The organism is Ruegeria sp. I1, assembly GCF_056532675.1.
The window spans coordinates 134,624-152,330 of record NZ_JBQFNM010000006.1 but is presented as its reverse complement, the minus strand read 5'-3'; the positions used below and the strand labels follow the sequence as shown (position 1 = coordinate 152,330).

16 protein-coding genes are annotated in these 17,707 nt (G+C 55.4%); 6 read left to right on the top strand and 10 right to left on the bottom strand.

Annotated features, from left to right (window positions below; translation table 11 throughout):
• Positions 1-5 precede the first annotated feature (5 nt).
• Genes ACR0DH_RS12995 through ACR0DH_RS12980 form a run of 4 tightly spaced genes read right to left on the bottom strand, consistent with a single transcriptional unit; the run spans position 6 to position 3,749 of the window.
• Positions 6-1,037, bottom strand: coding sequence for a TRAP transporter substrate-binding protein (locus tag ACR0DH_RS12995; RefSeq protein WP_353009925.1), 1,032 nt, complete (start codon positions 1,035-1,037; stop codon positions 6-8).
• 53 nt (positions 1,038-1,090) lie between these two features.
• Positions 1,091-2,416, bottom strand: coding sequence for a TRAP transporter large permease (locus tag ACR0DH_RS12990; RefSeq protein WP_480549660.1), 1,326 nt, complete (start codon positions 2,414-2,416; stop codon positions 1,091-1,093).
• Complete coding sequence (locus tag ACR0DH_RS12985; protein WP_480549658.1) at positions 2,413-2,982, bottom strand: TRAP transporter small permease subunit; 570 nt, start codon at positions 2,980-2,982, stop codon at positions 2,413-2,415. The genes ACR0DH_RS12990 and ACR0DH_RS12985 overlap by 4 nt, the downstream gene beginning before the upstream one ends.
• A complete protein-coding gene (locus ACR0DH_RS12980) occupies positions 2,979-3,749 on the bottom strand; it encodes an N-formylglutamate amidohydrolase (protein WP_480549656.1) in 771 nt (256 codons plus the stop codon). Before ACR0DH_RS12980 ends, ACR0DH_RS12985 begins: the two co-directional genes overlap by 4 nt.
• 155 nt (positions 3,750-3,904) lie before the next feature.
• Here ACR0DH_RS12980 and ACR0DH_RS12975 point away from each other — a divergent pair, with 155 nt between their 5' ends.
• Positions 3,905-4,762 carry a MurR/RpiR family transcriptional regulator gene (locus ACR0DH_RS12975; protein ID WP_480549654.1) on the top strand — a complete coding sequence of 286 codons (858 nt, stop codon included), beginning with the start codon at positions 3,905-3,907 and terminating at the stop codon, positions 4,760-4,762.
• 199 nt (positions 4,763-4,961) lie between these two features.
• Positions 4,962-5,501 (top strand): CHAP domain-containing protein, encoded by a 540-nt coding sequence (locus ACR0DH_RS12970; RefSeq protein WP_480549898.1) that lies wholly within the window; start codon positions 4,962-4,964, stop codon positions 5,499-5,501.
• A 101-nt stretch (positions 5,502-5,602) separates the two neighbouring features.
• Here ACR0DH_RS12970 and ACR0DH_RS12965 read toward each other — a convergent pair whose 3' ends face one another.
• The 4 genes from ACR0DH_RS12965 to ACR0DH_RS12950 form a co-directional block, all read right to left on the bottom strand.
• The gene (locus ACR0DH_RS12965; protein ID WP_480549652.1) at positions 5,603-6,736 is read right to left on the bottom strand and encodes a CobW family GTP-binding protein; all 1,134 of its coding nucleotides are present in this window, start codon (positions 6,734-6,736) and stop codon (positions 5,603-5,605) included.
• A 157-nt stretch (positions 6,737-6,893) separates the two neighbouring features.
• Positions 6,894-7,571: a hypothetical protein gene (locus tag ACR0DH_RS12960; RefSeq protein ID WP_480544649.1), complete on the bottom strand. Its 678-nt coding sequence runs from the start codon at positions 7,569-7,571 to the stop codon at positions 6,894-6,896.
• Between the two features lie 6 nt (positions 7,572-7,577).
• Positions 7,578-8,978 (bottom strand): selenium-binding protein SBP56-related protein, encoded by a 1,401-nt coding sequence (locus ACR0DH_RS12955; protein WP_480499126.1) that lies wholly within the window; start codon positions 8,976-8,978, stop codon positions 7,578-7,580.
• A 67-nt stretch (positions 8,979-9,045) separates the two neighbouring features.
• Positions 9,046-9,843, bottom strand: a complete 798-nt coding sequence (locus ACR0DH_RS12950; RefSeq protein ID WP_480544651.1) for an IclR family transcriptional regulator — start codon at positions 9,841-9,843, stop codon at positions 9,046-9,048.
• 229 nt (positions 9,844-10,072) lie between these two features.
• Here ACR0DH_RS12950 and xylB point away from each other — a divergent pair, with 229 nt between their 5' ends.
• Genes xylB through ACR0DH_RS12935 form a run of 3 tightly spaced genes read left to right on the top strand, consistent with a single transcriptional unit; the run spans position 10,073 to position 13,757 of the window.
• Positions 10,073-11,530 carry a xylulokinase gene (gene xylB, locus ACR0DH_RS12945; protein ID WP_480549650.1) on the top strand — a complete coding sequence of 486 codons (1,458 nt, stop codon included), beginning with the start codon at positions 10,073-10,075 and terminating at the stop codon, positions 11,528-11,530.
• Positions 11,527-12,459: an aldose epimerase family protein gene (locus ACR0DH_RS12940; protein WP_480549648.1), complete on the top strand. Its 933-nt coding sequence runs from the start codon at positions 11,527-11,529 to the stop codon at positions 12,457-12,459. The genes xylB and ACR0DH_RS12940 overlap by 4 nt, the downstream gene beginning before the upstream one ends.
• Positions 12,456-13,757 (top strand): cytochrome-c peroxidase, encoded by a 1,302-nt coding sequence (locus tag ACR0DH_RS12935; RefSeq protein WP_480549646.1) that lies wholly within the window; start codon positions 12,456-12,458, stop codon positions 13,755-13,757. Before ACR0DH_RS12940 ends, ACR0DH_RS12935 begins: the two co-directional genes overlap by 4 nt.
• On the opposite strand, the gene ACR0DH_RS12930 is transcribed toward ACR0DH_RS12935, so the two are convergent.
• Both ACR0DH_RS12930 and ACR0DH_RS12925 read right to left on the bottom strand, forming a co-directional pair.
• Positions 13,758-15,269, bottom strand: a complete 1,512-nt coding sequence (locus ACR0DH_RS12930) for a CRTAC1 family protein (protein WP_480544655.1) — start codon at positions 15,267-15,269, stop codon at positions 13,758-13,760.
• A complete protein-coding gene (locus ACR0DH_RS12925; protein WP_480549644.1) occupies positions 15,259-16,476 on the bottom strand; it encodes an ROK family protein in 1,218 nt (405 codons plus the stop codon). The genes ACR0DH_RS12930 and ACR0DH_RS12925 overlap by 11 nt, the downstream gene beginning before the upstream one ends.
• 153 nt (positions 16,477-16,629) lie before the next feature.
• On the opposite strand from ACR0DH_RS12925, the gene xylF reads away from it, so the two are divergent.
• Entirely contained in the window at positions 16,630-17,649 is a 1,020-nt protein-coding gene (gene xylF / locus ACR0DH_RS12920) for a D-xylose ABC transporter substrate-binding protein (protein ID WP_353009964.1), read from the top strand.
• Positions 17,650-17,707: the final 58 nt, after the last annotated feature.

Below are 17,707 nucleotides of genomic sequence, written 5' to 3'. Positions count from 1 at the left end.
TTGGTTTAGCCGTAACGATAGGGGCGTCCGGCTTTTTGCATATCCGCGTTATACTGGCGGAAAATGTCAACGATCTTGGCCTTGGTGGGGCTTTCGGCGGCAATCTCATCCCAGAATTCGACAGCCGCGTTTTCGACCTGCGCCCATTCCTCATCGGGGATTGAGGTCAGCTCCATCTTGGTGCCGTTGACCCGTAGGTTGGCTTCGCCGCCCCAATACCACCATTGACGGTAATAATGGCTTTGCTCCATGCAGACCGCAAGCAGGGCTTGCAGGTCTTCGGGCAACTCGTTCCAGCGATCCATATTGGCGAAGAAGTGGCCGATCCACGCGCCCGAGATGTTGTTGGTCAGGAAGTAGTTGGTCACATCAGCCCAGCCAACTGTGTAGTCCTCGGTGATGCCGGACCACGCGATACCATCCAACTCACCGGTTTGCACTGCAACTTCGATATCTTCCCAAGGCAGCGTCACGGGGACCACGCCAAACTGGCTTAGGAACCGACCCGCAGTTGGGAAGGTAAAGACCCGCTTGCCCTTGAGATCTTCGAGCGAGCGGATCGGGTCTTTTGTGGCAAAGTGGCACGGATCCCAAGCCCCAGCCGAGATATGTTTGACGCCGACTTTGGAGTATTCCTCGTCCCAGATCTCTTTCAAACCATACTGGTTGAACAGAACCGGCACATCCAGTGAATAGCGCGAGCCAAACGGGAAATAGCCGCCAAACACGGTCACTTCGGTGGGTGACGCCATCGAGTCATCATCGGACTGCACAGCATCGATTGTACCGCGCTGCATCGCCTGGAACAGCTCACCTGTAGGGACCAGCTGATCTGCAAAGAACAGCTCGATCTGCATGCGGTCGCCTGCGATTTTGTTAAAGGTCTCGATTGCCGGAACCACCACCTCGGCCGCCAGTGCAGCGCCCGCATAGGTCTGCATCCGCCATGTGATCGTCGATTGCGCCAGAGCCGGAGCAGCCAGCGCGGCAGGTGCGGCAACGGCGGCACCTTTGATAAACTTGCGTCTTGTGGTCATGTGAACCTCCTTGTTCAGTTGCACTCGATCTTGCAGTGCGCTCTTGTCGGCGCTTAATTTCCGTAAACTGTTTGTGGCAGCCAAAGGGCGATCTGGGGGAAGATCATGATGATCGTTAGCGCCCCCACCATCACCGCCACAAAAGGTATGATGGATCGATAGATATCATTCAGCGTGATGCCCGGGGGCGACATCGCCCGCATCAGGAACAGGTTATAGCCAAAGGGCGGTGTCATATAGGCGATCTGCGTAGTGATCGTGTACAGCACGCCGTACCATATCAGATCGAACCCAAGCGCACCCACCAGCGGGATATACAGTGGCGCTACAATCACCAGCATCGCTGTGTCGTCCAGAAACGTGCCCATCAGAATAAAGCTGAGCTGCATCAGGATCAGGATCATCCACGGGGACAAGCCCAGACGTTCGGTAAACAGGCTTTCGATGGCCTTGACTGCGCCCAACCCGTCGAACACGGCCCCGAAGGCCAGGGCGGCAAGGATGATCCACATGAACATGCAGGTGATCCCAAGCGTGTTACGCACCGAAGTTTCAAACACCGTCCAGTTCATACGCCCTTTCAGAACTGCAGCGACAAAGGCAGTGATTGCCCCAATGGCAGAGCTTTCGACCAGAGAAGTCCAGCCATTCACAAAGGGGATCATCATGGCGAAGAAAATCCCGAACGGTAGAAGACCGGATAGCAACAAGCGATACTTCTCGGCCTGCGGCATCGCACGCTCTTCTTCCGATAGGACCGGTCCAAGATCAGGGTTCATGCGGCACCGCACGGCGATGTAGATCACAAACATTGCGGCCATCATCAGGCCGGGGATCACACCTGCCAGCCAAAGCTGGCCAACCGGCTGCCGTGCGATCATCGCATAAAGGACCAAAACGACCGAAGGCGGTACCAGAATCCCGAGGCTCGAACCAGCCTGAACAACGCCCGTGACCATACGTTTGTCATACCCGCGACGCAAAAGCTCGGGCAGGGCGATGGTGGCTCCGATGGCCATGCCCGCAACCGACAGCCCGTTCATCGCCGAAATCAAAACCATCAGCCCGATGGTTCCGATGGCCAGACCACCGCGCAGACCACCCATCCAGACATGGAACATCCGATACAGATCGTCGGCGATGCGGCTTTCCGACAGGATATAGCCCATGAACACAAACATCGGCACGGTCAAAAGCGGATACCAGCGCATTAGCTTGATGGATTGCGAAAAGGCGATATCGAACCCGCCCCGATCCCCCCACAACATCAACGCGGCAATCACCGCGACAAATCCGATTGCCCCAAAGACACGCTGACCGCTGAACAGCAGCACCATCATCGAGGCGAACATCATCAGGGCAATGAACTCGTAACTCATGCTGTTTCTTCGCCCTTAAGTCGTAAGATATCTTTGGCCAGTTCCGACAGCGCCTGCAGCAGCATCAGGATGATCCCGACACACATCACAGTCTTGATGGGCCACAGATACGGGCGCCAGATCGTGCGGCTGCGTTCAAGTGTTCCAACCTCTTCCGAGCCGGTCACAAGACCCGCGAAGAAAGCGAGGGGTTCGGTGCCCCAATAACCTAGTGAATACGCGGTCGAACTGATCCCACCCCACAGCAGAACCAGCAGATACGCGATCAGGCAAAGCACCATGATCGCATCGGTTGCGGCCTTTCGGCGAAGCGACCAGTTGTCATAAAACAAGTCCATCCGCACATGGCTGCCCATCTGGATGGCGTAAGGCCCGCCCAGAAAAAAATAGGCAATCATGGCGAATTGAGCGACTTCGAGTGTCCAGAGTGATGGCTGGTCAGAAAACTTGCTGATGGTCGACCACAAAAGGACGGCCATCATGGCAAAGATGCCAAACATGATCACACGGCCGATACCGTAGTTCAGCCGGTCGATCACTGCGATATAGGCCTTTAGAAGCTTCATCGCGAGGCACTCTCGACCGAGGATTCCGAGCAGATTTTCATCACTTCGCGCAGCCAATCCGCCAACACATTGCCCATCTGTTCGCATTGTTCAGGTGTTGCGATCAGATCATTTCGGATTTCGATCATGACGTTCAGCAGACCCCGGGGCAATGCATGATGCCGCAGCGTATGTGTGACGCCATCCGCCGGTCCGTAAGGCGCATTGCGCTGAACATCATACCCAGTTGCCACGTCGAGCATCGCATCCGCCAATCGGCTGTCTGTGTCGTGCAGGATTCCGATTTCAACTGATCTGCTCTGGCCCCTGTAGACCGGTGTGAAACTGTGGATGGTCACAATCGCCGTGTGATGATCACGAGCATTCAAGGTTCTGGTCAACAACGCCTCGAAGGGGCGATAGAACTGAGCGGTACGCGCCTGTTTTTGCGCCGCAGTCAATCCCTTGTTCCCTGGTACTAACGTATCTTCGCTACGTTCGGGCATCGCGCTTGCTGCCTCAGGCGGACGATTGCAATCGTAGATCAGTCGCGAGACGGTGCTGTAAACCAAAGACGCGTCCAGACGCTCTGACATTGATCGCGCGGTCTGCAAGGCACCGGGATCCCAGGCGATGTGGCTTTGCAGCGCATTCTTATCCAGCCCGAGGGAGTGAAACTCAGATGGCATGTGCGCGCTGGCATGTTCACACACCAATAGGACAGATGACGACCCTTCGGGTTTTTCGACCCGCGGTGCAAACTCAGCATCTGTGGTGCGCTGTTCCAATCAGAATCCCCCGTTCTTTGTAAAGTTTTCTTCAACAGCGTTTCCTCTGTCAACAAATTTATGTAAATATTCGTACAGGATGAGGATGAGTGGTAATATTTTGACTATGTCGAATGCTGTAGATACGATGGACAGAAGAACCAGTCAGGGTGACCATGCAGACCATCGCTGAACGATTGCAGGATAAAACCGGCGACCTGACCCGGTCGGAGCTTCAATTGAGGGATGTGATCCTCAGAAACTATCCGGCGTCCGGGCTTGGAACTATCACCTCACTGGCGGAGGAGGCCAAGGTTTCCACCCCCACAGTTGCGCGCTTGGTGCAGAAGCTTGGTTTCGCGGGCTTTCCCGAGTTTCAGCGCGGGTTGCGGGATGAGCTGAACGAAAAGATTTCCAGCCCGCTTACTAAGCGTGAAAAATGGGTTGATGACGCGCCTGACGCGCATTTGTTGAACCGGTTCACCAAGGCCATCATCGACAATATCGGCCAATCCATGGCCAAGATTGACCCCGCTGCGTTTGACACCGCCTGCGATATGCTAAGCGATACGAAGCGAAAGGTCTTTATCGTCGGCGGTCGGATTACACGTACACTGGCAGACTACTTCTTTCTGCATTTTCAGGTCATCCGGCCCGATGTGACCCTGATTGCGTCAAACTCAAATGCCTGGCCGCACTATGCGCTGGAATTTGACGAAGATGATGTGGTCGTCATCTTTGATGTGCGGCGATACGAAAACAGCACGCTGAAACTGGCCGAGCTTGCCCGTGAGCGGGGGGCACAGATTATCCTGTTCACGGACCAATGGATGTCACCAATTTCGGACTTGGCACATGTTGCGTTTAGCAATCAGATTGCAGCGCCGTCAGCCTGGGATAGCAACCTGACAACCATGTTGATATCCGAGATCGTGATCGCCGAAGTGCAGGAGCGTAACTGGGACACCACCCGCGCCCGTATGGAAGAGCTCGAGGAAATGTTCGATCGAACAAAGTTCTTCCGTAAGTTTTGAAGGCCAGAGCATTGTGTTGGGCCACTTACAGGCCACATCACGCGTATCAAACGGGCTTTATGTGCGTCTTTTGTGCAAGCCATTGGCAGATTTTCGCCAGAGGGTTTGCAGAGCTCTTTTCTTTACAGCTCGGATCGCCCAGAAATCTTAAGGGATTCTAAACAGGTGATGAAGTTTCGTGCAGGACAACGCCCGGAATATGAATGCGATCTGGCAGTATATTTCCGTTCCCACTCGGGCAATTGCAGCGCTCGGGCTTGTTGTCCTGGTCTCAGCCTGTTCTCAAAACTCACCTTATAGCGGTCTCAATCCTGAACGTCAGTTCATGGCACTCCAAGAAGTCGAACGAAAACAGGCGCTCGGACACAGAGTTTGGTGCGTTCCCTATGCACGAAACCTGAGTGGTATCCAGATTCGCGGCAACGCCAAGGACTGGTGGGGTAAGGCGCACAAGACTTACGATCGGGGTGCAGACCCGACTGTGGGTGCGGTAATGTCATTTCGGGCGACGCGCGGAATGTCTTTGGGCCATGTCGCGGTTGTGTCAGAGATCGTTGATGATCGGCAAGTTATTATAAATCACGCCAATTGGCACCGCAACAAAGTGTCGTTGAAAATGGGTGTGCGGGACGTGTCTAAGAATAACGACTGGACACTGGTCCGTGTCGAAAGCCAGCCCGGTCGCTACGGCAAACCATATCCGGTGAACGGATTCATATATCCGAAAGCTGACGAGTAGTTTAACCTACACTGATTTTGAAACTGCGGGCAGCCTTTGCTGTATTTGCCCTGGGCGTCAGTCGCTCATAGCCAGTCGAAAATCTGAGACGTTGAAATCAATCAATCCGACATCTCGGTGACGTGGGTCATCATGCCGTCTAGGCGCGTATCAAGGCTCTGAGAATGCAATCGCAGCATTTCCAGGCTGGCTTTTAGATCGCCCTTTTCGATATCACGTGCGATCACGACAATGCGGCTTGTCGTGTCGCCTCCGGTCCATGATTTTAGCGGCACCGGAGCGTCGAAAATGTGCTGCACCCCATGAAAAACAAAGGGCCATTCCATGCCTTGAACATGAATGATGCCTTTCATGCGCAGAATGTCTGGGCCTTTGAGTTCGACCAGCGTTTCCAGCCAAAGATCAAAAACACGTGCGGGTATAGGATCGGCGACCTCGATTGAAGCTGAACCTATACGACTGTCATGGTGGAAATGAGTGCCCGAGGGGGGCAGGGGTATGGGCTCAGATGTGATCACCTTTGGTGCAAACCCTGACAACCCAGCCAACGGGTCGGGCTTTGGTTTTTCTGACCCAAGCCAATCCGAAAGATCATCCGGTGTGGCGCTGCCGCGCATCGCAGATAAGCCGAACAGCGCGCCGATCGGAACCTGCCCATGCCGGGCGGTTATGCGTTGGGCGGTTCCGTTGATCCCTCTCAACCTAGCTGTGAACCGTTTGAGGTCGGTCGGGGTTACAAGATCGGTTTTGGTCAGGACGATCAGATCGGCCATCGCGATCTGGCTGACCGCTTCAAACTGCGCATCAAGGGTGCGAGGGCCGGTTGCCGCATCAGCCAAGGAGACGACGCCATCCAAGCGGAAGTTTGGTGCGATTAGGTCGTCGATAACCATTGTATGCAAAATTGGACCCGGATCAGCGATCCCTGTGGTTTCGATGACCACGCGATCAAAGCGAAGTTCGCCTCGTTCTCGGCGGACGAACAGGCGGGCGAACGTATTCGCCAAATCGCCCCGGATCGAACAGCACAGGCAACCGGATTGCATCAACACCACATCCTCGGTCGATTCCTCGATTAGATCATGGTCCAGTCCCGCATCGCCAAACTCATTCATGATCACCGCTATGCGACCGGCTTCTGGGTCGCGTATAAGATGGTTCAACACTGTCGTTTTGCCCGCGCCCAGAAAGCCGGTGAGCAAGGTGACTGGTATGCGATTGTCAGGGGTCGCCATCTGAGATGTTCCAATTGTCAACGGATGCGGATTCTGCAATTGACAGATATGAAATATTATAACGTTCGACAAGCGGCGTGATCATAAAACGCGCCGGTCACATGCGGCTCAAGAGGCTAGAAAACGGGTGGCTAAACAGGGGTGCATACATATCATCTCAATGTCCTGCATAGGCCGACCAGATGCCGAATGCGCCCACTATGATCAGGCTGATCGCCCAGGCAACATCCAGATTAAACCAGCTTTTCGAGATGAATTTGAGGCCGAGCCAATGATAGACGAACACAGCGATCAACGCTCCGGCTGACGTCATGGCAAGGGTATGAACCGCAGCCACTGTGAAGGCCGTAAAGACATCATTGCTCATCAGGGTTTGCGCTGCAGCATGGCCCGTCGTGGCCACATTGCCCGGCTCAAGCAAACCACAAATTCCCAGATATATCGGAACCAGCATCAGCCCTGCGCCGTGTGCCATCGCGGCCAGAAATGACCAAAGCGCCAAACGCGCCGGATGAACACGGGCCAATATCTTGGGGTGTTTTCGATTGATCAACAGGTAAATACCCATAGCAATCACGATCACGCCGGCACCCAGGCGGATTTCGGTTTCGCGCTCGACGAGAATGATCATCAGCGAGAACGGCAGCAGAATACCGATCATCGCCAGGAAATGCCCCAGCGCTAGCATCAAAAGCGCCTTGGCCATGGCCGTGGGCTTACGCTCCATCAACGCAGCGGACACTGCTAAGGGCCAGCCCATGCCGGGGTTTATTCCATGATATAAGCCAGAGAAAATGACGGCCCACCAAAGGGCCGTCAAAGTCAGATCTTCCATCCGAACTTACACGGAAGGATAGCAGAAGCTGTCAGTCGAGCAGTCGCCGCCTTCCAGACGAATCTGGTGCGCGCGCGTGTTCTCGGGGAAGTTGATGTAGAAATCTGGATCCAACGCAAAGCTGCCATCGTCTCCCACGTTGGCCATCACCATCTGGCCGCCTTCCTGATGCGGATAGAACTGGTTATCCCAAGTTGAATAGAGCGAGTTGGTCCAATACACACGTTTGCCGTCCCGGCTGATCTCAACCATTTGCGGGCCGTAGATAAAGTCTTTGCCATTGGGATGCTTGGTCTCGCGCGCGATCCCACCCAGTTCGACCTTGCCGTTTAGAACTGGATTGAACGGATCAGAGACATCGTATTGGTGCATCTCACCCAGACCCCAGCACGCGACATAGAGGTATTTGTCATCCAGGCTGAGGTCGATATCGGTGACCAGAGGCGGCACAGCACTGAACCCTTTCAGTAGTTCGGGCAGATTGTCCGGGTCTTCGGGGCGGGGATCAATGGTGATCACCTTCTTCGAGTTCCAGGTCCCGTCATCTTCGCGCCACCATGTAAAGATCGCCCCTTGCAGATTGGTGGTATCCACCACAACACCGCAGAACCCATAAGACTTTGTCGGATCATGGGCCGGGCGGATTTCCAGAGCCATCTGGTAGTTCTCGCCAAAGTCGATGGTCTGGATGTTCTTGCGTGCCCGCAGGTCCCAGAAATGGATCGAATGCCCGTATTTGTTACTCAGCAAATCCTCGGGTACAACGCCGCCTTCAAACTGTGGCGGCAAGCCCCATTCTGAACTGACCATGTAGTCTTGCGGCAGGTTCCACCAGAAATCATAGTGCTTATCTTGCTTGCCACGATCCATCTCGTAGCGCCCGATGATATCGAAGGTTTCGCAGTCCATGATGAAAATGCCCGGAGGTCCATCTATGCCATCGGGGCCAGCGCCACCCAAGGTTGAGACATAAATCCCCTCAGGACCACAATGGATCGTGTGGGGCCGCGAGTAGCCGGTTTTGGCAAAGACTTCCTCGGGCTCTATGATTTTGTGAATTTTGGCCTTCAGCGGCTCTTTGACGTCGAAGATGTAGATGCGGCTTGATCTGATACCTGGCACGATCAGATAGCGCCGCTCCAGAAAGGCATGACCTGAGAGCGGGGACAAGGACGAAGAACAGGCGTTCCAGCCGAAATGATGAAACTCGTCTCCGGTCGTGGGCGTCATGACCGTATGCACAATTTGTCCATAAGTGTCCGAGCCATTTCGAAGATCGATCACGGCCAGCCCATCGTGATGGCTGGCGTCTTTGCCCAGCATAATGGTGAAGGCAAAATTTTCGACCGGCGCTTCCATCGCCAGTTTGGGTGACGCGTGAAACGTCGGATCTGGTCGTAAGTTCATGGTAGTCCTCCCTTTTGTTTACCCCACCTCACTGGGGTTCGCCTGTAGGTCTTGATGAATCTCTGCTCTAGACACCTCCAACATTGCACAGTTGGATCGCGCCGCTGACCTTTGTGGCTAGGTCTTTGAGTTGCTCCCCAATTTCTTGTCTGTAGTCAGTTCCAAATCGTCGTACCGGCCCAACGGCGCCGACGCTGAATGTGACCCCGATCCGGCCAACAGCCACTGGGGCCGCAACGCTGGCGATGCCAATATCAATTTCCTGGTCGCAATCGGCAAAACCCTGTTGCTGGATCACCTTGAACGCCTCAATCAGCTCTTCGCGCGTCGTTTTGGTATGATCTGTAAAGGCCCTGAGCGCGCCGTTCAGGATGGTGTCCTGAAAACCCGGCTCGGCAAAGGCCGCTATCGCCATCGAGCAGGAACACGCATGCAAAGGGCGTTCCCCGAGGCCAGGATGCACAAATGCACGGGCCGGGTCTTCGGGGGTTTCGACATGGATGATTTCGATCTTGCTGTCTCGAAATCGGGCCAGAAAAACCGTTTCGTTGAAGGTCGTAGCCGCCGCGCGCAATGCCGGGGCGGACACGCGGCGCACATCGATATCGGACTTGCCGAGCAACGCGATGCGGATCAGGCGATCACCAATCACATAGCGCCCATCTCCGATTGGATCCTCAATCAGGCCCTGGTCTAAAAGCGATTGTACCTGCCGGTAGCATGTTGGTTTGGGAAGGCCGCTGGCCATCTGCACCTCAGCAACCGAAACAGGCCGACCGATGACGGCGATAGTTTCTAGCAAGCTGATCAAACGCTCTAGGTGCATATAGTCGGGATACCATCGAATGGTGAGACTCGTTCTCATTTAACGAGACATCACCCACCGAGATCAAGCTTTGTTTGCCATATGATCAAAAACCGGTTTGTGAATGTTCGAACCGAACGCCCTGAAACCGGTTGATGCTAGTTGATACGCAACAAAAGCTTAGGCTTGTCGTAGTCGGCATGCGATATAGCATCTGTCAAAGACCGATGTTGACAACGCGCGCATAGGTAATAATTTTAGTTAATAAAATAATAAGGGGGAGATCGCCGTGTATCTCGGTCTGGACTTGGGCACCTCAGGGCTCAGGGGTGTTCTTATTGAGGAGGCTGGCACCGTCATCGGCAGTGCCGAACACGAGATTGCTACCTCCTATCCGCAATCCGGATGGTCCGAGCAGGCGCCTGAGGATTGGATCGATGCCTGCAGAGCGGTGATTGCCCAGATCAGGGCAGAGCATGAAACTGAGTTTTCCAAGCTGCGCGGGATTGGCCTAAGCGGTCATATGCATGGGGCAACCTTGTTGGATAACGATCTGAATGTGTTGCGCCCCTGTATTATGTGGAACGACACGCGTGCCGCGCAGGAAGCAGCCAAGTTGGACCAGATCGCAGACATGCGGGCCATATCCGGCAACATTGTCTTTCCGGGCTTTACAGCGCCCAAGCTGGACTGGGTGCGGACGCATGAGCCGGATGTCTATGCCAGAGTAGCTAAGGTGCTCCTGCCCAAAGACTATCTAAGGCTTTGGCTGACTGGTGAGTGCATCAGTGACATGTCTGATAGCGCCGGCACGTCATGGCTAGATGTCAGCACCCGCACCTGGTCAGAAACCGCACTGCGGCTAAGCCATATGCGTTTGGACCAGATGCCCCGGCTGGTTGAAGGCAGCGAAGCGGGCGGAGAACTCAGGTCAGAGCTGAGGCAAGACTGGGATCTTTCGGGGCAGGTGGTTATTGCTGGTGGGGCAGGGGACAATGCAGCCGCGGCCTGCGGGATTGGCAGTGTTGAAGATGGGGGAGGTTTTCTGTCGCTTGGCACTTCGGGCGTTTTGTTGGTGGCCCGCGACAGATACGCACCCAAGCCCGAGACGGCGGTCCATTGCTTCTGCCACGCAGTGCCCGGCCGGTGGATTCAGATGGGGGTCATTCTGTCTGCGACCAACTGCATGAACTGGTTATCTCGAAATCTTGGGCAATCCGTCGGTGACTTGGCCGACGCGTTGCCCAGATCCCCCAAAGGGCCATCCGTAACTCGCTTCTTGCCCTATCTGTCCGGAGAACGAACACCGCATAATGATAGCGTCATCCGAGGCGCTTTTCTGGGCCTTGATGTCTCCTCGGGCCCCGTTGATCTGACACAAGCGGTAATGGAAGGCGTCGGTTTTGCCATGCGAGATTGCCTTGAAGTGCTCAGAAGCACGGGAACCGAGCCCAGCAGCCTGATGGCCGTTGGCGGTGGGGCGCAATCCCAGTATTGGCTGGAAACACTGGCGACCGTGTTGCAAATACCCCTGGCTCTGCCAAGAGGCGGCGAATTCGGTGCGGCAACTGGGGCTGCACGCCTTGCAATTTGTGCAGCCAGTGGTGCTGAACCCACCGATGTTATGTCGCCGCCTGAGGTGGGCAGCATTATCGAGCCACGCGCCGATCTATTTGCCGCATACGAGCAGGCGTACCAAAGCTATCGCCAATATTATGCGGCGCTGGCTCCGCTTGCGCAAAGATGACCGGACAAGTGATCCAGCAAGCCACCCTCGAAAGTGGTGAAATGCGCGTGTGCCTGCTGAGCTATGGGGCGATCACCCAAGGCTGGTGGTACAAGGGCATCCCTATGATCCTGGGCTATGATGATCCGATGGATTACCTGCCGGATCGTAATTATCTGGGCGCCATCGTCGGTCGCGTTGCCAACCGCATCGCAGGTGCGTCATTTGCATTGGACAAGGCGCGGTTCGCGCTGGATGCAAATGAAGGCCAGAACATTCTACATGGTGGGCGCTTGGGCCTTTCGCACCAACATTGGACCCTCACTCAGGTTGCCGAGAATGAGGCAGTGTTGCGCCTAAACTCACCGGATGGAGATTGCGGCTTTCCAGGGCAGGTGCAGTTCGAACTGCGCGTCACACTCGAATATCCACGTCTGAACTATTCGATTCTTGCTCATACGGATCGTCCAACACCGATCAGTATCGCGCAGCACAATTACTATTCGTTGGGCGGCACAATGGGCGTTTCCGATCATCTTCTAAAACTGGCCTCAGCCCGATATCTGGACACCGACGATCAGGGAATAGCGTTTGGCCCGGTGTCTAAGACCGCCGGGGGCTCGATGGATTTCAGCTCTGCCAAAGCTATCAAGGAAGCTGGGGCAGATTTGGATCATTTCTTTGTGTTCGGAACGGCCGCCAAACAACCCGTCGCCGAAGTCATCGCGCCGAATGGGTTGAAACTGAAGCTCTGGTCCGATCAGCCCGGTGCTCAGATTTACACCGGCGGAGGTCTGTCTGACCCTTTCGCTCCCAGAGCGGGCCTGTGTATCGAGCCATCGGGATACCCCAATGCGCCGAATGTTACGACCTTTCCGTCAATTATATGTACTCCCAAACGTCCCTATCGCCAGACCCTGACCTTAGAAATCACCGAGGGCGCAGCATGAGATTGATCGCAACACTGGCTGTCGGGGGTTTTGTCTTCGCATCAGCCGCAAACGCAACATCGCTCGATTTGGGTCCGCGCCCAGTATTTGTTGAACCCGGTCTCGAAGCCGTCGAATTGGGCCAACTACTGTTCTACGACCCGATCCTGTCGGGCAATAGAAACATAAGCTGTGCGACCTGTCATCATCCTGACCTCGGAACATCCGATGGTTTGTCGCTGGGGATCGGCGAAGGGGGTGTGGGTCTAGGGCCCGAACGCGCGCTTGATCCGAACAACTTACCCGAACAGCGCATTCCGCGAAATTCGCCCGCGCTTTGGAACCTCGGCGCGGCCGAATTCAAGACGTTCTTTCATGATGGTCGGCTTGAGGCTGATCTGACTCAGCCAAACGGCATCCGCACTCCACTGGGCACGAATATGCGACCCGGGTTCCAATCGGCATTGGCTGCGCAGGCGATGTTTCCTGTGCTGTCACCGGATGAGATGGCAGGTCACTATTCTGAGAATGATGTCAGTCAGGCTGTGCGTCTTGGCCTGATAACTCAGGAAGGCGGGGCGTGGGACCTGATCGCAGCCCGCGTTGCGGCGATACCAGAATATCAGGCGCGGTTTGATCGGGTGTCGCCCGGAGAGGAAATCACCTTCACCGCCATCGCCAATGTGATCGCGAATTTCATCGCCTTCGAATGGCGCGCTGACAACAGCCCCTTTGACCGGGCCATGCGTGGTGAGGAACCTCTGACACCAGATGCGCAACTGGGGGCCGATCTTTTCTACGGTCAGGCAGGATGCAGCACCTGCCACGCGGGCTGGTTTCAAACGGATCACAGCTTTCATGCTATTGCCATGCCTCAGATCGGGCCTGGAAAAAGCGCGCGATTTGAAAGCCATGTCCGCGATGACGGTCGGTTACGTGTCACAGGGGGCGAAAGTGATGCCTTCGCCTTTCGCACGCCGTCGCTGCGCAATGTGACACTGACGGCACCTTATGGTCATAGCGGTGCCTATGCGCGACTCGAAGATGTGGTGCGTCACCACCTTGATCCGGAAAGAGCCTTGCGCAGTTACTCGGCTGATATGGCTCTGCTGCCGACGTTTCCCGGGGCGTCTGATCAAAAGGCTTTGCTGGACCCGGACCACGTAGACGCGATAGCCAGCGCAAATGAATTGGCAGAGGTCAGCCTGACGGATGAGGAGCTCAATGCAATTCTGGCCTTCCTGACCAGTCTTGAGGACCCTGCGGTGCGGCTCGGTATCCCGGATCAGGTACCCAGCGGGTTGCCAGTCGACCGCTGACTAACGTTCGATCCGAATGCTCTGGTTGGCTTCAAACGCTTGCCAGTCTCCGATCTGCCCATCTGGCCAGATAACTCGCGCTTTGACTGTGTTGGTCGCGCCCAGACCAAAGTGATGCGGTCCGGCGATACCGCTGGCATGCCCGCCGCCGACGGTAATTTCACGGGTCTGTAGGCCTGCAGGCGTCTTTATCTCGATAAACCCCCCCACAGCAAACCGGTTTGAACGGTCCTGAGAAACCTCGACCAATAGCCAATTTCCGTTCTGGGTTTGGCTCTCATACAGCTCAAGCGCCGAGCCTCGATTGACAACCACCAGATCTAGCCAGCCGTCCATGTTGAGATCCGCCAAAGCCGCACCGCGCGACTTTGCCATCGAGGCGATGCCTGCCGCCACCGACGCTTCTGCGAACTGACCCTGCGGTTCCTGCAGAAGCAGGTTGTTTGGGTCGTTCAGAGCCGCATCGGGCATCTGTTCCACATTGCCTTTGGCCACGAAAATATCATCCCGTCCGTCGTTGTTGACGTCCCCGAATTGTGCGTGCCATCCGGTTGAAGGGCGACCATCCCCACCCGTATGGGGCCGATGGGCCGTTGTGCCTCGATCATAGGTCGCGTCGCTCCAGGTCGGCCCCTTGGCTTCGGGGTCGAACATCTGCAATTTCTGATCACCCATTGAGGTGAGATAGACTTCTGGGAAGCCGTCTCCGGTCAGATCACGCGACGCGATGCCCATGCCCCAGATTGAATAGGGCAACCACCCATCCTCGGCAGAGTAGAGTGTGGGGTCTGGTTCCATTGCCCATAGCTGCTCCTGACCTCCCTTTACATAGTAGTGGCGATCATTGCTGACACGCAGGTCCGCGCGTCCGGCCCGAGACCAGTCGGAGAACAGAACTGATAGAGAACAATAGCCCGGCTCCAGATGCGCCGGTGGCAGATAGCTGTCGCCCTGTGGTCGGTACAAAACCGTTGGGCCGCAGGCTTCGAACGGACCATCTGGATTGCTGCGGTCGACATATGTGCCAAAGGCAAGGGTTGGTAGGCTTTGCCCATCCTCCCAAGTCGCTGAAAACCCGGTTGTCCAATGATCGTCTGATTGGAACCCAAGCGTGGTGAAAGGGCTGAATCGACAATCCGCCGCGCCCTTCAACAGCAGATCGGGGCCGACTCGCAGTATGGCGAGGTCCAGAATGCCATCGCTGTCGATATCCAGCGGATAGGCGCCAGTTACACCCGTTAGTTTCAGTTCTTCGGGCGTATTGGCATCGTATGAAATGCTGCCTGATGAAATATTTCGAAACAGCTGCGACGGGTTCTCGCCCCCTGCTGCGAACAGCTCAGGAAGTTGATCCCCATCGCAGTCAACGACGGCCACTCCGCCACCTACAAAATGCTCCCACCCGCCATCGTAGATATGGTTTGCAATCTCGACCGGTGTGAAATGCGGGGTTTGCACCTCCGCCTCTAGTGCCGAGGGCAACATCAGAAGGACAAACAGCTCAGGACGCATGTGCAGGGATGTCCTTGACCTTGAGAATCGAGACCTGCTCGATCGCATAGGCCGCTGCGCCCTTGGCCCACATCTGATCACCCCAATGGTGTACTTTGATCTCGGGCAGAGGGGTATCCACATTCACAACGCCGCTGCGGATACGGGCCATCACCTCATCCGAATAGAGATGCTCCAGCCCTTTTTGACCGCCAGACAGAATGATGCATTCGGGGTCAAACAGATTGATCAGATTGGAAATCCCCAGGCCAAACATCTGGCCCGCACGTCCAAGAACCGAAGCGGCCATTACATCACCGCTTCGCGCTTTGTCGTAGATATCGGCAACAGTCTTTGGGCTTTGGTTTTGATCCACAACTGTCATCTCGCGGATCAGTGCGTAGTCGCCTACATAGGCCTCAAGGCACCCGCGCTGGCCGCATTGGCATAGCGCACCGTCTAGCTGCACTTTGGCATGCCCGAATTCCGCCCCGCAGCCCCTTTCTCCGCGATAGAGCTTGCCATCTAGAACGATGCCAAGACCCACACCATGTTCGATGGTTACGACAAGGAAGTTCCTTAAGCCTTTGCCGTAGCCAAAATGCTGTTCGGCCTTGGCGACAAGATTGGCGTCGTTTTCGATAAAGGCTGGGCAGGGGATCTCCTTTGGGAGGATCTGACTGAAATCGATGTTTCTTTCCGTCAGGGATGACGACCAATGGACAAAGTTGTTTTCTGCATCAACAAGCCCAGCAACGCCAATTGAGACCCCGGACAAATCCTCTAGCGTTTTGCCAATTTGTGCGCTGGCTTCTTGCAGTGCGTCGCGAATAGTCCTGACAAAAACCTCGGGCGCCATCTGTGCGTCGGCCAGCGGATGGTTGTACGAAGCCAAAGGCGTGCCCTGAAAATCAACCAGGATCACCGACATCGCATGACGCGCAACCTTGAGCCCCGCCACAAGGTAAGATCCTCCATCCAGTTGCAGCAAAACCCGCGGGCGGCCCCGCTTGGACGATTTCAAGGGTGGATCGCCTGGAACCTCTTTGATCAAACCGGCTGAAATCAAGTCTGCAGTGGCTGATGTAACCGTGGCAGGGCTGGTCTGAAGCGCACTGGCAATATCGATGCGCGAGACTGAATCCCGGCTTCGGATATGGTCGAGAACCCGCATGCGGGTCGTGTTTCGCTGTTCTATCGAAGTTTGAGAAGCTTTGCTTTTCAGCATCTTGCCCATCCGAATCTGATCTTCCTATCAATTTATGGGCATTTTTGAGTTTCGAACAGACTAAATATTTTACTGACTGAAATAAATATGCTACTCCCGATTCTGAAAGCCACGAATCGACTTCGAGATGGCTTGGAAAAACGGGAGGAAATCATGAAAAAACTTCTCAGCCTTTCGGCTGCGGTTGCATTGATGGGATCGGCGGCCTTCGCTGAACCGGTTGTCGGCGTAAGCTGGTCCAACTTTCAAGAAGAACGTTGGAAGACCGACGAAGCTGCCATCAAGTCGGCGTTGGAAGCCGGTGGTGCTGAATACATCTCGGCTGATGCACAATCGTCTTCGGCAAAACAGTTGTCTGATATCGAAAGCCTGATCGCTCAGGGTGTAGACGCTCTGATCATTCTGGCGCAGGACGCACAGGCCATCGGCCCCGCCGTTCAGGCCGCCGCCGATGAAGGTATTCCTGTGATCGCCTATGACCGACTGATCGAAGATGATCGCGCCTTTTATCTAACCTTTGACAATGTCGAAGTGGGTCGGATGCAAGCACGCGCGGTTTTCGAGGCAATGCCCAAGGGCAACTATGTCATGATCAAAGGCTCGCCGACCGATCCAAACGCAGACTTCCTGCGTGGCGGTCAGCAAGAAATCATTGGCGCGGCTGTCGACAGCGGTGACATTGTGATCGTGGGTGAGGCCTATACAGATGGCTGGCTGCCCGCAAACGCGCAGCGGAACATGGAGCAAATCCTGACCGCCAACGAGAACAACGTTGACGCGGTCGTCGCCTCGAATGACGGTACTGCTGGTGGTGTTGTCGCGGCACTGACAGCGCAAGGGATGGAAGGTATCCCTGTCTCAGGTCAAGATGGCGACCACGCTGCGCTAAACCGCGTTGCCTTGGGCACACAAACTGTATCAGTTTGGAAAGACGCCCGTGAGCTGGGTAAAGCAGCCGGTGAAATCGCTGTTGCGCTCAGCAGCGGAACTAGCGCTGGGGATGTCGACGGCGCAGTTAGCTGGACCTCGCCCGGTGGCACCGAAATGACATCTGTCTTTTTGGCCCCGGTTCCGATCACCAAAGACAATCTGAGTGTTGTTGTGGACGCCGGTTGGATCTCGCAGGACGCCCTATGCCAGGGTGTCGAGAACGGACCTGCACCTTGTAACTAAACCTAAATTCCCTGGCCCTTTTGCTTGGGCCAGGGACCTTTGCTGATATTGAAAGATC